Genomic DNA, 21,762 nt, shown 5'->3' with positions numbered 1-21,762 from the left:
AGAGAGGAAAATGGTCTTACGCTTAGGTTTAATTGGCCATCCAATAAGTCATTCTCTTTCACCTTGGATACACAATGAATTTTTAAAAATAGCTAACATACAAGGTGAATATAAATTATATCATGGGAAACCGGAAGAATTATCAGATGTATTGAAACATTTACGCGAAATCGAAATAGATGGTTTTAATGTAACGGTTCCATATAAGCAAACAATCATGGACTACATCGACGAATTGGATCCTGAAGCTGAACAATTAGGAGCTGTAAATACGGTCGTAAATGAGAATGGAAAGTGGAAAGGGTATAGTACGGATGGTGAAGGCTATGTTAGATCTATTCAACGACCATTTCCTCAATTGCTAAATCGTGATACTTCTATCCTGTTGCTTGGTGCTGGTGGAGCAGCTCGGGGCATCTATCGTGCATTAATGAAAGAGCAATTGAAACAGGTTGATATCGCAAATCGTTCGATTGAAAAGGCGAAGCTATTTCTAAATATGCAATTAGGAAATTCTAAATCCGCTGTTTTAAGTTATAATGAAGCGGAAAAACAATTAATGAACTATGATTTAATTATTCAGACTACATCAGTAGGTATGAAACCAGCAGTAGATGAACAAATTATTTCATTAGAAAACGTAAAAAAAGATGCAGTGGTCAGTGATATCGTCTATCAACCAATAACAACAGCTTTACATCAAGAGGCATTATCTCGTGGTGCAAAAATCCATCATGGCCACGCAATGTTATTGTATCAAGCACAGTTAGCTTTTGAGAAATGGACAGGAATAGATATAGACGCGGAACATTTAGTCGAAAAATTAGAAAACCAACTTAGAGGTGAATAATTTGAATTTAACAGGTAAACAAAAACGCTTCTTGCGTTCAAAAGCACACCATTTAACGCCAATTTTCCAAGTGGGAAAAGATGGTGTAAATGACAATATGATAAAGCAAGTTGGAGAAGCATTAGAAAAGAGAGAGTTAATCAAAATATCAATATTGCAAAATTGTCTGGAGGATAAGGATGACGTTGCAAATGCACTTGCAGAAGGGACCGGCGCTTCCATTGTTCAAATCATTGGAAATACAATCGTTCTATATAAAGAATCTATCGAAAATAAAGTGATTGAGTTGCCTTAAATGACAGTAAAAAAGAGAGTTGGCCTTCTAGGGGGGACATTTGATCCTCCGCACTATGGTCACATGTTAATGGCAGAACGTGCTTATGAAGAAATGAATTTGGACGAAATTTGGTTTATTCCCTCTTATATTCCTCCTCATAAAGCAGAAGCTAAAACGGACGTAGCCGATCGAATAAAGATGCTAGAGCTTTCAGTAGCCGATCGGCCATCTTTCTATATAGAAACAATAGAAATAGATAGACAGGGAAAGTCATTTACGATCGATACGGTACAAGAGCTTCAAAAGCAAAACAAAGATACAGAATTCTTTTTTATTATTGGTGGGGACATGGTGGATTATTTGCCAAAATGGCACCGAATAGACGAATTGGCAGAACTAATAACATTTATCGGAATAGAACGACAAGGTTATACTACAAAGTCACCTTATCCGGTTAAGGAAGTAGAGATGCCGATTATCGAAATATCATCAACAGATATACGGGATCGAATAGCAAACGGAAAATCTATTCGATATTTAACAAGTCCACATGTCATAGATTTTATTAAAGAAAAAGGGTTATATCGGAAGTTAATGTGAACATAAGAATAACTATAACTCCAAAATAGATGCGGAGTGACGAATATGGAAAGAGCAGAAGCGTTAGAAATCGTTAAGAAACAACTTACCAAACCAAGATATGAACACACCGTTCGAGTAATGGAAACAGCGTTACAATTAGCGGATTATTACGAGGTAAATAAAGAAAAGACAGAACTTGCTGCTATTTTTCACGATTATGCTAAATATAGAGATAAAGAAGAAATGCAGAAGTGGATTATTAAAGAAAAACTTCCTCACGATTTATTGGAATATCATCCAGAGCTTTGGCATGGACCAGTGGGCTCTATCTTAGTTAAACATGAAGTTGGTATTAACGACGAAGAAGTATTGAGTGCCATTAGGTGGCATACAACTGGTAGACGAAATATGTCTTTATTGGACAGAATTATCTATATAGCGGATTACATTGAACCGGGGAGAGCGTTCCCAGGGGTAGATGAAGTAAGGAAAATGGTATATGAGGATTTAAATAATGCATGCTGGATGGCTGCTAAAAATACGATTGAATTTTTAATTGGGAGAAATCAATCGGTCTATCCAGATACATTCCATCTATATAACGAAAAATTTATCGGGAGGTCTCTGAATGGAGAGTAGACAAGTTATAGAAACAGTTGCAAAAGCGTGTGATGACAAGCGAGCAGAAGGTATTGTTGTTCTGGATATGAAGGAAGTATCCTTAATCGCTGATTATTTTCTTATCTGTGAAGCATCCAATGAACGACAAGTACAGGCTATTGCACGTGAAGTAAAAGACGTTGCAGATAGTCATAACATTGACATAAAGCGGATGGAAGGGTTCGATCAAGCTCGTTGGGTGTTAGTTGATTTAGGAGATATCGTTTGCCATATCTTTCATCGCGAAGAAAGAAGCTATTATAATTTAGAGAAACTGTGGGGAGATGCTCCACAATTAGAAGTGAATTTATAAGATGGCTTACTCGAAACTAGCCTACATTTACGATAATTTGATGGAGGATGCTCCATATGAAGAGTGGTATAACTTTGTGAATCACTATATTCAAGAGTTAAATCCAAACGGCAAAAAGCTTTTAGATCTAGGTTGTGGTACGGGTAAAATGAGTATTCGATTTACAAAATCAGGGTTTGACGTGACTGGTGTCGATATGTCGGAGGACATGCTTGCTTATGCTCAAGCTGAAACTGTTAGCGAAGGGGAAAGTGTCCATTTCATTCAACAAGATTTGCGGACATTAGAAGGCATTCATAATTGTGACATTGCAGTAAGTCTTTGTGATGTGGTGAATTATATAACAGAGGAAGATGAGTTAGAGCAAGCATTTACCCGAATAGCGACTTCTTTATCCGAGAATGGCTTATTTATATTCGATGTCCATAGTGTCAATCACTTTGAACATAATATGAAAAATCAAGTTTTTTCTGAAATATATGAGGATTTAACATATATTTGGCTTTGTTCAGAAGGAGAGCGAACTGGAGAACTCATGCATGATTTAACCTTCTTTCTACAAAGTGATCAAAATAATTTATATGAACGATTCGATGAAACACACATTCAACGTACGTTTCCCATCTCGACGTATAGAGAGTTATTAGAAAAAACAGGATTTGTGATTCATCAAATAAGTGCGGATTTTAAACCCGAACCCATTTTGTCAGAAGAGAGCGCAGAGCGGATTTTTTTGGTTTGTATAAAAAAATAAGATATAGAGAAAGAGGCCACTTTGTGACCTCTTTCTTTGCTTAAATCTACGGTTGTACTACCCCGACACCAGCATACTGCTGAACCAGTGATTTCACATCTTCTACTGGAGTAAGTGTGTAGGAGTACGGTACCGTATAATTTGTAGTAGAAGTAGTAGGCTGACTGCCACTACTATTAATATAAAGGTTATTCGAGACGTTCCAATAGCCTGTAGAATTGCTATACCAATAGCCTAAAGGATTGTTGGAATTCTCAAAAACATTATTTTCTACAAGTAACTCCGCACCCATTCTCGCATTGATACCTGTGTCAATAATCCCTTCAAAATAGTTGTTATATAAATGTCCCTTACCATACCGGAAGCTTGGGACCCGAGAATTTAAATCTTTAAAATGATTGTGGTGTAACGTAATATTTCTATCATAGTTGTCACTATCAGATGAACCAAAAAGCATGGATTTCCAGCCGTCATGGACATAATTCCAAGAAAACGTAATATTATAGGCATCACGTTTTACATCAAATAGACCATCATAATAGTCTTTATCGACATTTAAGCTCGCATAAAGCTCATTATGATCGACCCATATATTATTGGAAGGTCCTTCAATACTTATTGCGTCTTTGTCACCAGTACGAACTTCATGAATAGTTAGATTTCGAATAATGATATTCTCAGCTCTCCAAACCTTAATACCAATACCGTCCAACTCACCATTTGTACCTACTCCTAAGATGGATAAATCTGAAACATCCTTCACATTAATTTTGCTATCGGACGTATTACTTGGTGTAATTGTACCATCAACATAAATAGTGAGTGGTGTATTGTTATCTTTATCTTTAATAGCTTGGATTAATTGATCGCCGGTATGAACAGTTACAGTATCTCCACCTTCACCACCGGTCGTACCACCATCGAATGTAGCAAAGCCGGTTTGACTAAAATCAGGACTAGAGGCAACAACGCTTTGTAAAGCTAGACCAAAGGAAAGAAATGCGACGAGAGTAACTACAGCAAAATTACGTAAATTCTTCTTCATTTTCTTTCACGTCCTTTTCAGTTTTTTGGTTCATCCAGCGGCTAATAGACAACGGCTAGTCACCCACCCTCCTTTCCTATAAATTCCATTCTATTATACCAAGAAAACGCATACATAAAATAATCATTATGTAAGGTATTGTAAATTCCGTGCTTTTATAAGCTAAATATAGAAAATAAAGCCATTTATGTCATAGTAAAAGCAAAAATGTACAAGAAAAAAAGATAAATGAAAAAATATTAGCCAATAGAACGGTGAGTAATATGAAAAAATGATTATTGTAATCAAATAAAAAATTGAGAATTTTACATTAAATATTATTAGGTTGATTCTTGATAAATAAATATAGTAATGCAATGAGATTTATAATTCCAGGTAATATAAACAAATAAGCAATAGATATGACACCTAGTACAGTGGATACAATTAACAATAAGAAAGAAATTTTTAGATTTGTATGTATCTTATTAGCACTAATTATTGTTAGAATCCCACTTAGTACTCCAATAAACCAAATATTACCCATCGTGTAGGAGTCATCAATAAAAGCTGTCAATTGCGCAGCAATAGATATGAGTATGGTTAAGATACCAGCAACTTTAATTAAAATTTTCACTGTTAACACCACCTAAAAAATAATAGTAAATCATCGAAAATAGTAGATGTTTAGTGCTAAATAAAAGTGCAGAGTTATGAAGGAAGAAAATACATAACTTTGCACTTAAATTGTATTTTTAAAATGACTTGCCAGCCTTCCATAAAAACTCTGATGATTGGGATAGGAGATTACTGTAAGTAACTTCACTGATTATAACTAAGTTTATACGTTTCTATCAATATCGACATGGTCTCTTTTTAACTTTATTTTTATATTCTCACTTACGATTTTCTTAAATAAAAGTTCATCCTCTTTTGAAGAGAAAAATCTCTTTGGTAACATAAGTATATTATTAGAAAAGTAAATAACAATAAATATCTTATTGAGTTCAAAACCCATTGCTATATCATCCCACTCAATAGACACGTGTGATGCTTCTGAAGAATGAGTAATTCCTTTACATGTTATTTTAAAGTTTCGTTCGAGTTTAACTAATCTATCATTATTGTATTGCTTACGAGCTCTATTCTTGAGAATTATCATGAAAATAAATGTAATTAAAAAAGCGAATAGCAGCACAAGTGGGATTCGAATTATAACAGGCATATCCAACAAAAGTTCAGATGGAATCAAACAATATATCATAGTAACAACAAAGATTAAAATAGAAATTCTTTTTCTGAGAAAAGAATTTAATTGTTCAACTTCTTCTCTAGAATATGTTCCCGATGCGTTTATTTCATGAGTTATATTATTATCCATTTTCTTTATCCCCGTCCCCGTATACAGATAATTACAATCATCCAATCTCTCCCAAAAGACTAGTTTCTGTGTGTAAGAGAAAATCTAGAGAAGTACAATTACTATCCTTTAATAATTTTCAAAAATTACTTTTTAGGTATTTTAAATAAACTTTCTTTTGAATTTAATACTTAAATTTTCCTTTGCCATTTGCTTTACTAAAAGTTCGTCATCTTTTGAATCAAAAAAGCTTTTAGGCAACAAGAGTGAAGTATTATTTGAAATATATAAAACAAACATCTTATCGAGTTCAAAACCTTTGACTATGTCACTCCATTTAAGAGTTATGTATGATTTGTTCGGGATTTTCTGAGTTATACCCACATTAGTAATTATAAACTCCCTTTGAAGTGTGAGGAAGCTATTATTGTTGTACTGTTTACGGTAACCGAACTTGAAAATCAATTTTAAGATTATTATATATAACCAAACAAAAATTAACACAATCGGTGAGATAATAATAAAAGCAGCGATATCTAACAATACATATAGTGGGAGTAAGCAAAAGAATAGAGTAACAAGAAAGAGAACAACAAAAATTTTCCTAAATTGAAAAGCGTATAATTGTACAACGTCAACTTTAGAGTATGTACCAGAAGCATATATTTCGTTCGTTTTGTTATTATCCATTTTTATTCCCTCCGAACACTATTGACAATTTTACCCTATAAAAGATCTATTTACTAGGGTAAATTCAAAAAACTTGGTTTAGTGGTAATTCATCCATGTATATGGAATTAATTGATTTTCGACTAGTACTATTTTCTACAAATAGACCAATTATTTATAAATTTCATAAGTGATGTTTAATTCTAATATAGCATTAGACTTTTTTATAATATTACAATAGAAATACTTATTGTCATAGATTGTATATTATGGAATAATGGTAGCGGATTCTTTTTTACAATTAAAGGAGGGCTGGGATGGAAGTGGAAGAATCAAATCAAAAGTACAGAAGAACATTGCTTTTCCTACGTGTAAGTTTACTTATCATGTTAGTAATCACTCTATCATTGTTTATCTATGGAAAAGTAAATCTAGGAAATGAAAAAGAAAAGGCTAATAAATTGGGTGAAGAACCTTATATTCAACCTATGGAAATGACAGAACGAGAATATGATATTTTTCGAGCTGCAGGGACAGATAATACTTTAGCGTATGATATATATTTCCCTAACGATGCTGATCTCGAATTACACTTACACTATTGGATAGAACATTATCAAAATGGTATACAGCAAGATAATTTGATAGAAAATAGTTTTATTCTCGTATCAGGTGTTAATAAATATAGCTTTATCTTAGTTGAATCTCCGGTGTATGAGAAGACAGAGATTGTCTATAATACTTATAGGGCAAGCCTTTTAGGAGATAGAAAAGGAAATCAAATTGGAGCCATTTTTTCTAGTGTACCTAGGTATCCAAACAATTTAAGCTCTTTTGAAGATTTATCAGTTCGTAAGTCTATTAAATTGAATGAAGAACTAATTCTTGCGACTAAAATAGAATCTGTCGATGGAAAGGTTGATTTCACCGGAATACTAGATGAAAGCGATCCTAATTTCCAGACTATGTTGGATGATGCTGATCATGCATACATATATAAAATAAAAATAAAATCTAAATAGTTAGGAGGAATTCTTTATGTTTGAGATTATTTTTTACTCGGCTATATTAATAACGGTAATAATTATCATAGCAACGTTAATTACTTGGTCCAAATCGGGATTGAATCGATTTCAAGACATAGGTAAGAATAATGCAAACGCAATGCGGGAAGCAATAAAAATTAGAGAAGAAATGTTGCAAGTCCAAAAGGAAATCTTAGAAGAAATAAAGACCTTAAAAAATTCTAAGGAATAATATAAACTCAAAGAATGCAACACTTACAGGAAATTGCAATTAATAATATTAGCTATAACTAATTAGTACGATAAGCCCAATCTGAATCCATTTCTATGGGAAGGAGGGTTTTATGAGAAACAAAAAAAGCATCATTATATCTATATTAGGTGGGATTTTCTTAATAGTTATTTCACTAGGCGTTGTCTATCAATTTCATGATAGAGATGGAACAGAAAATCAAGAAGCTCCTGTAATAAAAAATGAAGTGGGAGAAAAGAATGAAGCTACGACTGTGAATAGTGATGGAAACTCTGATAATAAGGATGAGAATGGAGATATCGGGGTAACAGAGGAAACTGATGAAACAACTCATAATCAGAACATTTCCCTATTTATAGCTGAATACCATCAAATTTTGAATGAAATAACTACCTACAATAGACATGAATTTATAGACTGGGATAACATGAATTCAGTTAGAGAAGAAATGTCCTATCATATTAACAAATTATTAGAACAGAAAAAGTCATTTCCATCTTCAATGCAGATCGATTTAGAGCGAATGCTTCTTTTAGCAGACATAGGGACAGAAAGCCAGGACTCCACAGCAATTATATATATTCATAGAATTCTTCATGATTTAGACGTAGAGTACAATAATTATAAACCGAATAATAAATTTGGCTTTTCTAACTATGATAGTGGGGGAGAAAACCAAATGGTTCTATCTAATTACATAAAAGAGAACGGCTTATCAGAAGATACGTACTAAGTATCTTCTGATATTTAAATTTTTCTTATAATTAGTTTATGAACATACTTGTTGTACTTACATTATTCCTCATCATTAAGTAACGAGACAAACTGTTCAGAAGATAGCACAGGAGCAAAGATATTATTTATTCTCTCGAATGCAGCTGGTTCTTGTTCTTCTAACTCGCACCCTGTAGCATCTCCAATAACAATTGGTAAGTAGCCATTATCCCGTGCAATGCGAACATTACCTTCTACACACCAATCCAGATGAACTCCCGTAAAGACTATTACTTCTACTTGTTTGCGCTGTAATTCAAGAGGAAGTTGAGTACCAAAAAATGCAGATTGAAGTGCTTGTTCAAAGAAGTGATTATCTCCGGGTTGGACAACTTGTTGAAGTTCATCCGCTAACTCATTATCGAAGCGAATTTTATCTTCCGATACATCGATATTTTCTACCCAAGTAGAATATTGTGCCTGGTCAAAGACAGATTGCGGATAATCATGACGGTAGATATTATACCCAACCCAGTTATAAGAAACGAAATTATCTCTTTTCCGCGCTGCTTCTACAGTTCGTATTGTTGCCTCCAAGCTACCACGTTCATAATGTCTTTCGTGGCCTAAACCTCCTTCAGATGTATATAGCCCTTTGTTTTGGCTAATAGATACAAAAGCAGCCTTCTTTTTAAGAATCTCTCTTAAGTTTAATTTTTGCCATTGTGGTGCTAATTCTGGAATGCTATTCACATTAGAATTGAAATTTTTAATTGACATTTTCTCCACTCCTCTGAATAAAATAAAAAATCCCCTTCTTTGATAAGAAGAGGATGATAGACATGGTCAATCTTCTTCTTATCTTCAAAGCATAAAGCTTTCTGGAATTGGCACAGTGCATTCAAAAATGCCTGTTGCCGAGGCTTCAAAGGGCCAGTCCCTCCACCTCTCTTGATAAGAGAATAACTATTCAATTTGCAATTAACAAAATATTACTCTAGAATCTACTTTTTGTCAATGAAAATTTATAAAATAGTTCATTTGTAGTATGTATAAGGCAATCACCTCGAATAGATGATTGCCTGGGAGAGTTTATTATTCATTTTAAATTAAAAACCGAAGCCACCGCCTACATATGCAGTACCGACGATAATTAATAGAATGAACAATACAACGATTAACGCAAATCCGGAACCTGAACTATACCCATATCCGCCGCTCACTGTAACACCCCCTTACAAAGTGGAGTCAGTTTATAGTATGTAAGTTATAAGAGAATGTTATGGCAAATATCCAATTCACAGAGTTAAATAATTAATATTTTTTTGATGGATGAATACAATTAATCGATAAGCAATTAAGGGGGGATGTCCTATGGACGAAAAATATATAAAAGATGCTACCTTTGAACATGAGTTTTGGTTACGAGTTATGGAAGAGCACGCTTTATTTATTCATGATGCCTTAGCATCTAAGGAAAATAAAGATCAAGAGAAGACATTTTACTTCATGAATGGTTTCTATACATTAAGAAGTGAACTTCAAGAGCTTAATCCCTCTAATGCTATTTCGTTCGCTAAAAAGGCAGAAGAACTAACGAAGGAAATGAGAGATTATAAACTATCCATTCTTGAAAGACAATTGAAAGGTAATGTCGTCATCCATTTAACCCCGACTTTTATTAATCATATGGTTAATGAGTTAGAGGAGTATATTTTAATATTAGATTATTTAAAACAAGGTGCAACGCCCCCTATATTTCACGAATTACATCATCATTTACTCTGGTTAAGAGATGCTTCTGGGCATGCAAGCTCTATCAATGATAAGTTGGATGGAGTGGAGAAACGTTTAAAAGAGAAAAGTTTTAGTTTTGCTCACCATTTTGAACAATTTTATATGAAGGCAATAGAATTAACGGATTATTTAAGAACAAATGAAACCTCTTTTCCAGCATTAAAGAGGTTTAACCATGACGTAGAAATAGAACTAAATCTGTTCAAGGTTTTCTTACATGAATTAGAGGAAATGGAGTTAAGTGCTGAAGTATTAAGTTCATTTACTGCATCGATGGCTGATCATATGGCTAGGGAAGAGCATTATTATCTGAGTAAAGTAGCAGCTTCCAAACAAATGACTAATAATTAGCTTGCTTTCTATCATAAATAAAAGGTCCCCAGTTTATGTTTCGAATGTAACTGGGGATTTGCCTATTATTTTAATGTGGGAGTTATTAAATTTCGTTTAAACGTTACTAGTAAGATGACAAGAAATAATCCACTTAATAAATAGAAAAAGCTAACGGAAGGGAATACTTGAATAAACAATCCACCTAAGGAAGGACCAATCAAACTACCAAAACTAAAAAATATTCCACATAAAATATTTCCTGTTGGTAGTAGTTTTTTTGGTGTTAAATCGGCCATATATGAAATACCGAGAGAAAACATCGAACCTACAAACATTCCTGCTATGAAAATAAAGGTTAGCGAACCAAAGTAATTTCCATCGAGCATTCCTGCAAACGTAAAACATACAAATCCGATAAATAATGCTCCAGTAATCGTTTTGTTTCTGCCAATTTTATCTCCAATCATCCCTAATGGAAGTTGAAAAGCAATCGTACCTATAGAAAAAGCTACTAATAAAGTTGAAACACTTGTTAAGTCCATTCCAATTCGTAATGCGTAAACAGGAAAACTAGCATTCAAAGAAGTTTCTAAAAAGCCATAAGCAAATGGAGGTAAAAATGCCACCCATGCATATCGCCAAACATTTGCAAATCGATGAAAAGTTTCCCTGAAGGATGTCATTTCCAAATCTTGTTCAGGAAGTTCATTATGTAATAAGAATAAGAATAGCCAACCAATGAAACTAATGATAGATGTAAGAATAAAAGGTAAGCTTTCACTAACATGGACAAGTGGCACCATCAATGGAGCAACAGCAAATCCGAGTCCAAAAAAGAGACCATAAATAGCAATATTTCTACCTCGTTTATTTGCTGGAGAAAACTCTGTAATCCATGTTTGGGACGCAAAATTCAGAGCATTATCTCCGATACCTACTATTAACCGTAATATAAACCAAAACCAGAAATTTTGCCATACTGGAAACAAAGCAAGCGCGATTAACACTAGCAATCCCCCTGTTATTAAAATTGGTTTATAACCAAATTTTCTTAGTGGGATTTCCATAAACGGGGAGATGAAAAGTATTCCGATATATAGGCCAGTTGCATTCAGTCCATTTAAAAATGAAGAAACACCATTATTTTCAAAAATAACTGCGATAAGCGGTAATAACATTCCTTGGCTAAAGCCGGATATTGATACAATGGATACTAATATCCAAAATCTTCTTCTATACCGGTTCACACTAACACCAACCTTCTGACTATACTAAGATGAATAAATGCTTTGTCTCTATTATGTTATTTTCCCAATAATTTATCCTTTACGGGCGAAATTGCGTTTTTGAATGTTTCTATTTTTTAAGGTAAGATAAAATTATACATTTTCATGAACAGATTGAAAAGGAAAATGAACATCATAGCAAAGAAGGTATGAAAGAATGAAGCAAATGGGCTTAGTTTTAGAAGGCGGCGGAAGTAGAGGTGTCTATACTGGAGGTGTGATACGCTATTTAATGGATAATGATATTTACATTCCATATGTAATAGGCGTTTCAGCCGGTGCTTGTAATGCATCGTCTTACCTTTCACGTCAATTAGAACGAAATAAACAAACAACGATTGATTATGCCGATCATCCTGAATATTTGTCTTTACGTAATTGGTGGAAAAATCGACAACTATTTGGGATGGATTTTATTTTTGACACATTACCTAACCAATTAGTACCATTTGATTTCGACGTATTTAACAATGCGCAGGAAGAGTTAGTTGTTGGTACAACGGATTGTCATACTGGTGACACTATTTATTACAAAAAATCCGAGCGTGCTAGCGATATGTTAACCATTTTAAGAGCTTCTAGTTCATTGCCTTTAGTGGCGCCTGTTGTAAAGTATGATAACCGAATTTTAATGGATGGAGGCATAACGGACCCCATACCTATCAAACAATCGGTTAAAGATGGAAATAAAAAGAATGTCGTCATTCTTACTCAGAACAGAGGATATGTAAAACAACCTCAGTCATTCATTTGGTATATTAAGAGAAAGTATGGTGAATATTCTGGCCTAATCAATGCTATTGAGAGACGACATCATATATACAATGAAACCATCAGCTATTTACTAGATGAAGAGAAAAAAGGTAATGTGTTTATTATCGCACCAACCGAAAAACTCGAGGTCGGACGAATGGAGCGAAATAAAGACAAGTTAAACTATTTATATAATCAAGGTTATCAGGACACTAGTCGATTAAGTGAATCATTAAGAGAGTTTTTAGAAGATTAAAGGAGCCACGATAGTGCAAACCATTATTTTTGATGTAGATGATACCCTATACGATCAATCTTTATCTTTTTATCGAACTGTACGCCACTTAATTAGTAATGAATTATCAGATGAGCAAATAGCAGCTATATTCAAAGCTAGCCGAAAGCACAGTGAATATCTATTTGACTTAAGTGAGGCGGGTAAGATAACGAGAAAAGAATGGCAAATTGGAAGAATGAAAAGAGCGTTGGAGGATTTTAATATAAAGATTACGGAAGAAGAAGCCGAGAACTTTCATAATCATTATGTAAAAGAGCAAAGTAATATAGAACTTTTTCCAGAGATAAAAGAGCTACTACAGGAATTAAAGCTCGCAGGCTATCCACTCGGTATTTTAACTAATGGTGAGAAGAACCATCAACAAATGAAAATTGATCAATTGCAGCTGCATCACTGGGTACGACATGACCACACATTTATCTCCGGGGCATATGGATATGCAAAACCTATGAAGGAAATTTTTGAAATAGTGGAGCATCAGCTGCACCTAAGTAGTGATCAGATCACATATATTGGAGATTCTTATGAGAAAGATATCATAGGTGCCAAGAGTGTAGGATGGAAAGCTATTTGGATGAATCATCGAAAGAAAGCAAAACCTAAGGGGATTAACCTATCTCCTGATAATGAGGTACATAGCGCAAAACAATTATATGAATTAATAAAAGTTGAATTTTTAACTGACTAAAGTATGACGATACGGTAAGGCCAAACAGAAGTTATTCGATATTTTGTTTGGTCTATATTTTCTTTTATAAAATTACCCTTGACTTACAAAATGTATGCGTTTACAATTTAAGATAATTACATCTGCTTTATTCACCTCATTTTAACAACGTTGTTAATTCTGCGCAATGATACCTTACAAACTTAGAACTCCACCCTAGTAATTCCTTATTATTTAATTCCTTTTATGGAAGTTAAATAACATAATCTTCATTAACAACGTTGTTAAGACGTTGTATTTAATAAGAAAAGGAGGATAGCTGTTTTTTTATAATTAATTATAGGGAGGTATATCGTTGAAGTCGTTTAAAAAATATGTAGCTATATTTAGTGTGTTTGCACTTCTCTTTTCTAATGTCCACCTTACGGCATTATCTGCTGTCATTAATGAAGAAAAACATAATTTTAGTGCATTTGGTGCCAGTATAAGTGAGGCTGATAATCCGCCACCTATTTGGAATAATGACAATTCGGTTACGATGGAATCTCGTTCAGGTAAAATAGCAGGAAGCGAGATCGGTATTGCTTTTTTATATGAAGAGTTGGAGGCAGGTAGTAATTTTGAAATTACTGCAAAAGCTATCGTTCAAGACTTTGGTGCAAATAACCAAGTATCTTTTGGCCTAATGATTACGGATGAAGTTGGAGAGAATTATACTAGTTCTAATAAGGATACGAACTATATTGCGGTAGGTGCACTCGATCAAGTGATGAAAGGTTTTTATCACAATGGGGACGGTGACCGTACGAAATTAGAGACATATCAAGAATCGCGAGCGCCGGGAACGAATGAAGAATATCAACTCTCTCTACAAAAGTCAGGTGATATGTATGTATTAACTGTAAACGGAGAAAGTCAGACATTAACAGAATCAGATCTTTTTACAGATGATACTTATGTTGGTGTGTATGTAGCTAGGGATACTCAAGTAACATTTGAAGATATTACAATTTTACAGTCTCAGCAAGTAGAGGCATTAACAATTGATACGTCTCAAATGGTAAAGCAAGAATATTTAGTCGGGGAAGATTTAATTTTGGATGGAATACAAGTAAAAGCTGATTACACAGATGGTAGTTCAGCTTTCTTATCGCCAGATGACTATATTATTACGAATTTTGACAGTAGTGAACCAGGTAAAACAGCTGTGACGATTAACTATAACGGTATAGAAGAAACTTTTTATGTAAATGTAGTTTCTCTAACAGTAACAGACTTACAGGTAATGTACTATCCGGCAAAATTAGATTATTATGTTGGAGACACTTTTGATTCCAGTGGCTTAGTTATCAGAGCAACATATAATGATGGATATGAAACAAAAGATTTGAATTCATCACAATATCGATTTTTAATAGACGGCGAAATTGTTGAAGAGAATGATCTATTACTTGACCCAGGTACAAAAACCGTTATGGTAGAGTCAACGGAAACGGAGGAAGTTGTGACATCTTTTGAAATACATGTTAATGAAGCGAACCTTACCAACCTAGATATAAGGAGAGAACCAGCTAAAACATCCTACTTTATCGGTGAAGATTTAGATTTGCGGGGGATTTCAGTTTTTGCGAAATACGGAGATGGCAGTGAAAAACGTTTGGATAAGGACCAATTAGTTGTTGAGGGATTTGATTCGAGCACAGAAGGAGAGAAGAGTGTCCAAATTAAATACCAAGATGTCGCATCCTCATTTACCGTGACGGTGAAGGAGAGAGAGTTAGTGGGAATGGAACTCACAGATTATCCGCAAACAACGTTCCATGTTGGAGAAGCCTTTAATCATGACGGCTTATCTGTGTCTGTTGTTTATGACAATGGTGACGAAGAAGAACTACCTACTGAAGCATATACGATAGATGCTTCCAACTATGACCAGACGAATCCAGGTGAATATACAATCCATATTAATTCATCACATGCTAATTTATCTTCTATTTCTTATCCTGTCACTGTTCGGGAGAAAGAAGAAGTGGAGTGGAAGATGATACGGTTTGGTCAATCTACGTCTGATAGTAAAAATATAATTGAAGAATTAGATGACGATGTTATAAGAATTATTGCTGACGATGGTGCTGGTAAAGTAACGGGTGATCATGACGGAATAACATTCTATTATACAGAGATGGATGCAACGAAAGATAATTTTACGCTATCAGCAGATATAAAAGTGAACCACTATGCAAAAGATCCACATGATGGACAAGAATCCTTCGGTATTATGGCTCGAGATGCAATAGGAGAACCAGGAGATTCTGCAGTTTTTTCTTCCAATATAGCGGCAATCGGTGGTTATAGTGGAGGGACAAGAAATCCAAATGGCACCCAATTATTTGTTCGTACAGGTGTTCTTTCACCGGATGGAGAAGGAAGTAATGGGATTCAATCTATCATGATAAATGAGGAAAAACCAACAGCTGATAACACCGTAAACAATTATCAACTCACACTTGCTAAAACAAATAGTGGATTTGTTGGTCAATTGAATGATGGAGAAAACCATACTATTTTTGAACCGGAAATCCTCCAAGTGCAAGAGGATACGATGTATGTAGGGTTCTATACGGCTAGAGTAGCTTCCATAGATATAAGCAATATTGAGCTATCCATTACAGACGTTAAGACAGATGCACCAAGAATAGAACCACCTAAAGAACCAATTGAACCAAGTATTGATATTGTTTCACGAACGCAAACCTCAGATAAAACATATACATTAAGAATGCTTGCAAATGTAGATGGATACTTAACAGTAAAAAATGGGGCGGAAACAGTTATTTCGAGTGAACGAGTTAACGCTAATCAATTAGAAGAATTAGAAATTCAATTAGAAGAGAATGAACAATCTAACTTTACTATTGATTTTCTACCTGATGATACACAGTTCTTAACAAATGATGACCGTATCGTAACAAACTTCTCGGTTACAATGAAAACGTTTGAAGGAGAGAATGGAGAACTGTTTGTTTCTCCAGAAGGAAGCCCTAACGGAGATGGGACACGAGGTCAGCCATTAGATTTAGACACTGCTATTACGTATGTACAAAAGGGGCAACAGATTATTGTACAAGAAGGACACTATGTGAGGAACAGCCCATTAGTTATCGAGAAATATAACGATGGAACAGAGGAAAATAGAAAAGTGTTAAAAGCAGATCCTCAAGCTGCAACACGACCTATTATTGATTTTGATAAACAATCCGAGGGTGTCGTCCATAGTGGGGATTATTGGCATGTAATCGGAATTGATTTTGCACGTTCAGCAGGAAATACGAAAGGTTATACGGTAGGAGGAAACCATAATATTATTGAAAATGTCGCCGTGTATGAACATGGAGATACTGGTCTTCAAATTAGTCGAACGGATCAATCTGATAATATAGAAGACTGGCCATCTTACAATCTAATTTTAAATAGTATATCGTTTGATAACCGTGATCCTTCTGAGAACAATGCGGATGGATTTGCCGCTAAGTTAACGGTTGGAGAAGGCAATATATTTAGAGGAACGGTAGCTCATAACAATATCGATGATGGATGGGATTTATATACGAAACTAGGTACAGGCCCTATAGGAGCAGTGCTAATTGAGAATAGTATCGCTTTTAATAATGGGTTCTTAACAGATGGAACAGATGGTGCAGGGGATAAAAATGGTTTTAAGCTTGGAGGAGAAGGTATCCATGTTCCACATATAATAAGGAATAGTGTCGCCTTTGGAAACGGAGCTTACGGATTTACAAGTAATAGTAATCCAGGAGTAATTGCTATAAATAACTTTGCATTTGACAATAGTAAAGGTAACTTGGACTGGTCAACGTACTCTACGATAACGGAAGATTTCCAACTGGAAGGCTTTTTATCATTCCATCGTGAAGCTGAACAACCAAGAGATTCTTATCCTGCTAGATTAGCTGCAGACAATAATTTTTTATATGATGGGACAGACAGTCTTAACCTATCCGAAGATTCTCTACCTGACAATCTAAAGAATCTACTTGCTAGCATCGAAAATGTTGAGAGAGATGAAGATGGACGGATTGATTGGGGGGAGGTTTGGAAAGAATTTGATACATTTATCGCTGAATATTCTTCACCAATAGTACCTGAAGATCCTGAAAATCCTGAAAATCCTGAAGAACCTGAAGAACCTAAAGAATCAGATGACCAAGAGGATAATACGGAAAGCGAACAAGAAGATGATACGACGGACGAAACGGACGAAGAACAAGAAAATAGCTTTAATGAAAATACACATCACGAAGAAAACGATTTAAGCCAGGAGGATGAATCTCCAGAAACAGAGAAAAAATCAGAATCAAGTAAAGAGTTAGATCAACTAAATAATTCTGAAAAAGTTCTTCCAGATACTGCTACAAATATATACAATTTGGTCGCTTTAGGTTTCGTAATTTTATCTCTGGGATATATTCTTTTTAGGCGTTCAAAAGTTAAATAATGAATAAGAAAAGTTATCTGTCCATAAAGGCAGATAGCTTTTCTTATTACGATCAATTGGATAAGATATGTATTAATACAAAACATCTCAATGAAATATAGGAGGGTACATATGAAGACTGAGCAACAGTATTACGAAGAAGGTCAAACGTTACAAGATTATATGGATAATATGTCAAAATTAAAAGAAGAAAGCTTCACTGTATTAAATAATTTTCAACTACCAGATGATGCTACTTTTTTTAATCAATTGAAAAAGGCAGACCTACACTTATTAATCATTACCGAGGACTGGTGTGGCGATGCAATGATGATTAATCCTGTTGTAAGAAAAATAGCAGAAGCTGGAGATTTAGATGTTAGAGTAGCCTTAAGAGATGCAGACACAGATTTGATTGATCGCCATTTAACAAATGGAGGAAGAGCAATACCAATCGTTTTAATATTAAACAATGAAGGCGAATTAGTTGGAAAATGGGGTCCACGAGCACCAGAGGTACAAGAAATTGTTGATGGTTATCGAATTAACTTACCAGAAAAAGAAGATCCTGCTTTCCAAGAAAAACAAAAAGAAATGATTGCTACTTTACAGGATAGATATCTCAAGGAAGAAGCTTTATGGAATTATGTGTATCAAAGCGTAAAAAGTAGTTTATTAAATGTAATAAATGCTTAATTAATATCGATTAACAGTGTCTGCTCTTTATGAGTAGGCACTTTTTTTAGGATAAAGAAGCATAAAACCCAAATTGAAGCCAGATTCAGTTCACATATTTTAAAGGTCTAACTTTCCTAAAAATCTGAGGGAGGACAATTTACCTAAAATAAGACAGGGAAAAACATGGATGATAGTAGTAAAAAGTAATTAAATTAACAACAAACACGAATATATGTTCGATTCTTGTCCATATTATGCTATAATAAAGTTGGATAAAGTTCTTATCGGGTATAATCGGTAAACCCTTGAGAGAGGGGGAATGCCATTGAGTGTATACGAGAGTATCATGACAATGCTGTCTTTCGGCACACTAATAATCGCTTTAATCGCTCTCGTTGTTACAATGAACAAAAAAAAGTAGACCTCCCTATTTATAATTCTGCGACTAGGTGAGGTCTATTAATGTAGAGCCGAGTAGCCCTTAGGTTAGAACAATTTGTCCCTGCCCACAGTAATGGCTGTGGGTAGTCAAATTTAATAATCCGTTTTGTCTATAGTATATCACATATTTGTTTTCGTTTGAATGCTTTAGTAACTATGTTTGATGTATGACTATTATTATTTTTAGATTGCTTGTAATCGAGTGTATAATTAGATTACCAGCATAGGAGGGGTGTATCATATGAATGAAAATCAACTTGTAGACGGACTAGTAAGCCTTAATGGAAAATCATTAAGGATGGTATACTCTTTTTTATATAAAACGAAACCACAACATGTTATTAATAAAACGAAAAAAGATGAAATGCTACGTTACTTTCATTTGATAGAACAAGAAGCTGAGAATTTAACAGAAGTAGAAGATGCTGTCCTACAATTGGATATTTGGTTGCAAATACTTAAATCACTTCATATTAAAATTAACTTTGAGATGAATCAAGACAAAATCACACACTTAACGAATCGAATTGTTACTGAAGTGTATAATTTTTATAAACGAGATGAAAACTTTGAAAAATTCGTACATAGTCAAGGAAATAATGATCGATTAACTACTATTCTTCTCTATGAGATTAAATTGCAAATACAAAGATTTAGTAAAAGAATGAAAAAAGAGAATGTTAACAGTATCCATATCTTTATGAATGATTTTAAAGCGCTAATTGAGTCAATTCCAGAAAATGAAGCAACTAAAAAATCACTTGAAATGTTAGATAATCCAAAATTTGAGGATATTATTATTACTACCCTGAATAAACAAGGGATAAAATATTATCGAGATATACTTCAACTTATATGGAGACATGGAGTGAGCATGGGGATCTTCAATGAGCAGGGGGACTCTGAGATGGAGCCTCTCTATATCATGATGTCACCACTATTTATCGCCGAACAAGTTGAACCTAAAGATTTACGAAGTTATCTACAAATTGAATATTTCAGAAAAAATCTTCTTCCTAATCTATTGCTCCAGTTATATATATCCAGCCTTAATTCCAATGGATTAGCAACTTATGATTCAATATGGAATGAATGGTTGAAGCGAAAGAATCAATATAAAGAAAAAATTTTGGAGCGGGATCAGCTTTTACACGAGATAGCAGACTTAGATAAAGAATTAGAAACCAATCAAATGAAATTAAAAGATATCTATTATGAATCGAAGCAGATAGGCAATCAGATAAAGGCAGATAAGGCAAGTATTTATAATGCGTTAAAGTATGCTGACGTTACAGAATTAGATGTTAACTTAGCTTTTGAAGTTCACCGTCGGGAATTTCTAAATATCCAACACAAGATGAACCATTTATTATACGAAAAACATAAACATACCTCTAAAGCGGGTATTATTAGTAAATTAAAAAGCAAAGTTTCTAATGTCGGAACTACTATTCAATTACAAAATGAAAAACGAAAATTGGATTATTATATAAAAGAAATGACCGAAGACTTACTTGCCTCCTCGTCTGAATTTAAGATGCAGGAAAGAGTTAGAATAAAAGAGGCTGAAAAACGTTTGAAAGAGCTGAAGAAATGGCAAAAACAGCATCAAGATTATCAAAAACTCCTGAAAGCGGACCTTACAAAATGCAAGGCTCGATTATGGAAAGTGAAGCGAGAAGTAAAAGAGTTTGAAAAAGAGTATTATGGAATAAAGGATACATTTACTAATTCTCAAAAGAATTACTTAGAGGAACTTAAAGAGGATGAATAATTGTGAAGCTCACTTTATCGGTTAGCTATAAAGTCCAATCGAAAAGAATAGTAACTTTGACAAGTGAACCACTAGCATTGAAAGATGTTAAAAGCCTTCTTCCTGAATTAAAAAAACAAAAAACTATTATTCGTATTGATATGGAAGATGAATTCGGTTCCTTATGGTCTGAGAAGGAGTTAAATAAGTATTTGGAAAGACTTAACGAGGAACCGCATGAGGTTACATTATATTTTGATGGTGGTTATGATAAAAGTCATAAAATAGCTGGGTTAGGAACCGTGATTTATTTCATAAAAAATAATAAGCGATATCGAAAAAGAGTGAATAGACAACTGGACCTAATTCAGGACAATAATGAAGCGGAATTTGCCGCACTTTATTTTGCTATTCAACAATTAGAAATCATTGGTGTCCACCAGCAATCCATACAAATTCAAGGTGACTCCATGCAAGTTATTCACCAAATGAATGATGAGTGGCCGGTAACAAATGATGCATTTCATTACTGGATAGATAAGATAGAACATCTTCTTAAAAAATTAGGTATTCGTGCTACGTATGAATTATTGCCACGTAATAATAATAAACAAGCAGATAAACTTGCCACTCAAGCTTTAGCAGGCGAGGAAATAGATGCTATATATGAAATTGAAAACGAATAAACATAAAGAAACATTTCTGTTCTTCAAGCGCGTATACTATAGAAAGGTTGTTATAGTTGAGTTAGGAGTTCACTTCCATAACACAAAGTAATGA

The 21,762-nt window shown here is 34.1% G+C and carries 24 protein-coding genes and 1 riboswitch; of the genes, 17 read left to right on the top strand and 7 right to left on the bottom strand.

The genetic code is table 11. The features are described from left to right. The first annotated feature begins 10 nt into the window (after positions 1-10). Genes aroE through GGQ92_RS03225 form a run of 6 tightly spaced genes read left to right on the top strand, consistent with a single transcriptional unit; the run spans position 11 to position 3,436 of the window. On the top strand, positions 11-850 hold the full coding sequence (gene aroE, locus GGQ92_RS03250; protein WP_184244494.1) for a shikimate dehydrogenase: 840 nt from the start codon (positions 11-13) through the stop codon (positions 848-850). A 1-nt stretch (position 851) separates the two neighbouring features. Next, positions 852-1,145, top strand: a complete 294-nt coding sequence (gene yhbY, locus GGQ92_RS03245; protein WP_184244492.1) for a ribosome assembly RNA-binding protein YhbY — start codon at positions 852-854, stop codon at positions 1,143-1,145. Beyond that, a complete protein-coding gene (locus GGQ92_RS03240; RefSeq protein ID WP_184244489.1) occupies positions 1,146-1,727 on the top strand; it encodes a nicotinate-nucleotide adenylyltransferase in 582 nt (193 codons plus the stop codon). A gap of 45 nt (positions 1,728-1,772) precedes the next feature. After that, complete coding sequence (gene yqeK, locus GGQ92_RS03235) at positions 1,773-2,348, top strand: bis(5'-nucleosyl)-tetraphosphatase (symmetrical) YqeK (RefSeq protein WP_184244487.1); 576 nt, start codon at positions 1,773-1,775, stop codon at positions 2,346-2,348. Next, positions 2,338-2,682 carry a ribosome silencing factor gene (rsfS, locus tag GGQ92_RS03230; protein WP_184244485.1) on the top strand — a complete coding sequence of 115 codons (345 nt, stop codon included), beginning with the start codon at positions 2,338-2,340 and terminating at the stop codon, positions 2,680-2,682. Before yqeK ends, rsfS begins: the two co-directional genes overlap by 11 nt. Position 2,683: 1 nt before the next feature. Beyond that, positions 2,684-3,436 (top strand): class I SAM-dependent DNA methyltransferase, encoded by a 753-nt coding sequence (locus tag GGQ92_RS03225; RefSeq protein ID WP_184244483.1) that lies wholly within the window; start codon positions 2,684-2,686, stop codon positions 3,434-3,436. A 46-nt stretch (positions 3,437-3,482) separates the two neighbouring features. Here the strand turns inward: GGQ92_RS03225 and GGQ92_RS03220 are convergent, their stop codons facing one another. The 4 genes from GGQ92_RS03220 to GGQ92_RS03205 all read right to left on the bottom strand — a co-directional run bounded on the left by GGQ92_RS03220 (position 3,483) and on the right by GGQ92_RS03205 (position 6,510). Beyond that, the gene (locus GGQ92_RS03220; RefSeq protein WP_184244481.1) at positions 3,483-4,481 is read right to left on the bottom strand and encodes a pectate lyase family protein; all 999 of its coding nucleotides are present in this window, start codon (positions 4,479-4,481) and stop codon (positions 3,483-3,485) included. Between the two features lie 310 nt (positions 4,482-4,791). After that, positions 4,792-5,097: a hypothetical protein gene (locus GGQ92_RS03215; RefSeq protein WP_184244479.1), complete on the bottom strand. Its 306-nt coding sequence runs from the start codon at positions 5,095-5,097 to the stop codon at positions 4,792-4,794. Positions 5,098-5,301: 204 nt separating this feature from the next. Continuing rightward, positions 5,302-5,841, bottom strand: coding sequence for a YcxB family protein (locus GGQ92_RS03210; protein ID WP_184244477.1), 540 nt, complete (start codon positions 5,839-5,841; stop codon positions 5,302-5,304). A 141-nt stretch (positions 5,842-5,982) separates the two neighbouring features. Continuing rightward, on the bottom strand, positions 5,983-6,510 hold the full coding sequence (locus GGQ92_RS03205) for a YcxB family protein (protein WP_184244475.1): 528 nt from the start codon (positions 6,508-6,510) through the stop codon (positions 5,983-5,985). 296 nt (positions 6,511-6,806) lie between these two features. On the opposite strand from GGQ92_RS03205, the gene GGQ92_RS03200 reads away from it, so the two are divergent. The 3 genes from GGQ92_RS03200 to GGQ92_RS03190 all read left to right on the top strand — a co-directional run bounded on the left by GGQ92_RS03200 (position 6,807) and on the right by GGQ92_RS03190 (position 8,500). After that, positions 6,807-7,511, top strand: coding sequence for a hypothetical protein (locus tag GGQ92_RS03200; RefSeq protein WP_184244473.1), 705 nt, complete (start codon positions 6,807-6,809; stop codon positions 7,509-7,511). Positions 7,512-7,527: 16 nt separating this feature from the next. Next, positions 7,528-7,746 (top strand): hypothetical protein, encoded by a 219-nt coding sequence (locus GGQ92_RS03195; protein ID WP_184244471.1) that lies wholly within the window; start codon positions 7,528-7,530, stop codon positions 7,744-7,746. A 112-nt stretch (positions 7,747-7,858) separates the two neighbouring features. Next, on the top strand, positions 7,859-8,500 hold the full coding sequence (locus GGQ92_RS03190; RefSeq protein WP_184244469.1) for a hypothetical protein: 642 nt from the start codon (positions 7,859-7,861) through the stop codon (positions 8,498-8,500). Between the two features lie 62 nt (positions 8,501-8,562). Here the strand turns inward: GGQ92_RS03190 and GGQ92_RS03185 are convergent, their stop codons facing one another. Continuing rightward, positions 8,563-9,261, bottom strand: coding sequence for a cysteine hydrolase family protein (locus tag GGQ92_RS03185; protein ID WP_184244467.1), 699 nt, complete (start codon positions 9,259-9,261; stop codon positions 8,563-8,565). Between the two features lie 75 nt (positions 9,262-9,336). Further along, positions 9,337-9,442: riboswitch (SAM riboswitch) on the bottom strand. Positions 9,443-9,590: 148 nt separating this feature from the next. Continuing rightward, entirely contained in the window at positions 9,591-9,704 is a 114-nt protein-coding gene (locus tag GGQ92_RS16275) for a YjcZ family sporulation protein (RefSeq protein WP_184244465.1), read from the bottom strand. Between the two features lie 151 nt (positions 9,705-9,855). Between GGQ92_RS16275 and GGQ92_RS03175 the strand changes: the two genes are divergently transcribed. After that, complete coding sequence (locus GGQ92_RS03175) at positions 9,856-10,629, top strand: DUF2935 domain-containing protein (RefSeq protein WP_184244462.1); 774 nt, start codon at positions 9,856-9,858, stop codon at positions 10,627-10,629. A 65-nt stretch (positions 10,630-10,694) separates the two neighbouring features. Here the strand turns inward: GGQ92_RS03175 and GGQ92_RS03170 are convergent, their stop codons facing one another. Next, positions 10,695-11,858 (bottom strand): MFS transporter, encoded by a 1,164-nt coding sequence (locus tag GGQ92_RS03170; protein WP_184244460.1) that lies wholly within the window; start codon positions 11,856-11,858, stop codon positions 10,695-10,697. A 196-nt stretch (positions 11,859-12,054) separates the two neighbouring features. On the opposite strand from GGQ92_RS03170, the gene GGQ92_RS03165 reads away from it, so the two are divergent. The 7 genes from GGQ92_RS03165 (at position 12,055) to GGQ92_RS03135 (ending at position 21,668) form a co-directional block, all read left to right on the top strand. Continuing rightward, positions 12,055-12,906 carry a patatin-like phospholipase family protein gene (locus GGQ92_RS03165; protein ID WP_184244458.1) on the top strand — a complete coding sequence of 284 codons (852 nt, stop codon included), beginning with the start codon at positions 12,055-12,057 and terminating at the stop codon, positions 12,904-12,906. A gap of 13 nt (positions 12,907-12,919) precedes the next feature. Beyond that, on the top strand, positions 12,920-13,636 hold the full coding sequence (locus tag GGQ92_RS03160) for an HAD-IA family hydrolase (RefSeq protein ID WP_184244456.1): 717 nt from the start codon (positions 12,920-12,922) through the stop codon (positions 13,634-13,636). A gap of 334 nt (positions 13,637-13,970) precedes the next feature. After that, complete coding sequence (locus tag GGQ92_RS03155; protein ID WP_184244455.1) at positions 13,971-18,131, top strand: bacterial Ig-like domain-containing protein; 4,161 nt, start codon at positions 13,971-13,973, stop codon at positions 18,129-18,131. 111 nt (positions 18,132-18,242) lie between these two features. Next, positions 18,243-18,806, top strand: coding sequence for a thioredoxin family protein (locus tag GGQ92_RS03150; protein ID WP_184244453.1), 564 nt, complete (start codon positions 18,243-18,245; stop codon positions 18,804-18,806). A gap of 307 nt (positions 18,807-19,113) precedes the next feature. Further along, entirely contained in the window at positions 19,114-19,209 is a 96-nt protein-coding gene (locus tag GGQ92_RS03145) for a putative holin-like toxin (protein ID WP_221437202.1), read from the top strand. A gap of 261 nt (positions 19,210-19,470) precedes the next feature. Next, a complete protein-coding gene (locus GGQ92_RS03140; protein ID WP_184244449.1) occupies positions 19,471-21,003 on the top strand; it encodes a hypothetical protein in 1,533 nt (510 codons plus the stop codon). A 2-nt stretch (positions 21,004-21,005) separates the two neighbouring features. Beyond that, on the top strand, positions 21,006-21,668 hold the full coding sequence (locus GGQ92_RS03135) for a reverse transcriptase-like protein (RefSeq protein ID WP_184244446.1): 663 nt from the start codon (positions 21,006-21,008) through the stop codon (positions 21,666-21,668). Positions 21,669-21,762 lie beyond the last annotated feature (94 nt).

Source organism: Gracilibacillus halotolerans, from assembly GCF_014206945.1.
Taxonomy (GTDB): Bacteria; Bacillota; Bacilli; order Bacillales; family Amphibacillaceae; genus Gracilibacillus; species Gracilibacillus halotolerans.
This window is presented reverse-complemented; position numbering and strand designations above follow the sequence as displayed.

Bases quoted from the DNA above. Each gene is read 5' to 3' on its own strand.
- GGQ92_RS03150 (WP_184244453.1), top strand. From the start codon at position 18,243: ATGAAGACTGAGCAACAGTATTACGAAGAAGGTCAAACGTTACAAGAT.
- GGQ92_RS03240 (WP_184244489.1), top strand. From the start codon at position 1,146: ATGACAGTAAAAAAGAGAGTTGGCCTTCTAGGGGGGACATTTGATCCT.
- aroE (WP_184244494.1), top strand. From the start codon at position 11: ATGGTCTTACGCTTAGGTTTAATTGGCCATCCAATAAGTCATTCTCTT.
- rsfS (WP_184244485.1), top strand. From the start codon at position 2,338: ATGGAGAGTAGACAAGTTATAGAAACAGTTGCAAAAGCGTGTGATGAC.
- GGQ92_RS03185 (WP_184244467.1), bottom strand. From the start codon at position 9,261: ATGTCAATTAAAAATTTCAATTCTAATGTGAATAGCATTCCAGAATTA.
- GGQ92_RS03225 (WP_184244483.1), top strand. From the start codon at position 2,684: ATGGCTTACTCGAAACTAGCCTACATTTACGATAATTTGATGGAGGAT.
- GGQ92_RS03175 (WP_184244462.1), top strand. From the start codon at position 9,856: ATGGACGAAAAATATATAAAAGATGCTACCTTTGAACATGAGTTTTGG.
- GGQ92_RS03220 (WP_184244481.1), bottom strand. From the start codon at position 4,481: ATGAAGAAGAATTTACGTAATTTTGCTGTAGTTACTCTCGTCGCATTT.
- GGQ92_RS03210 (WP_184244477.1), bottom strand. From the start codon at position 5,841: ATGGATAATAATATAACTCATGAAATAAACGCATCGGGAACATATTCT.
- yqeK (WP_184244487.1), top strand. From the start codon at position 1,773: ATGGAAAGAGCAGAAGCGTTAGAAATCGTTAAGAAACAACTTACCAAA.
- GGQ92_RS03165 (WP_184244458.1), top strand. From the start codon at position 12,055: ATGAAGCAAATGGGCTTAGTTTTAGAAGGCGGCGGAAGTAGAGGTGTC.
- GGQ92_RS03200 (WP_184244473.1), top strand. From the start codon at position 6,807: ATGGAAGTGGAAGAATCAAATCAAAAGTACAGAAGAACATTGCTTTTC.
- GGQ92_RS03140 (WP_184244449.1), top strand. From the start codon at position 19,471: ATGAATGAAAATCAACTTGTAGACGGACTAGTAAGCCTTAATGGAAAA.
- GGQ92_RS03190 (WP_184244469.1), top strand. From the start codon at position 7,859: ATGAGAAACAAAAAAAGCATCATTATATCTATATTAGGTGGGATTTTC.
- GGQ92_RS03205 (WP_184244475.1), bottom strand. From the start codon at position 6,510: ATGGATAATAACAAAACGAACGAAATATATGCTTCTGGTACATACTCT.
- GGQ92_RS03195 (WP_184244471.1), top strand. From the start codon at position 7,528: ATGTTTGAGATTATTTTTTACTCGGCTATATTAATAACGGTAATAATT.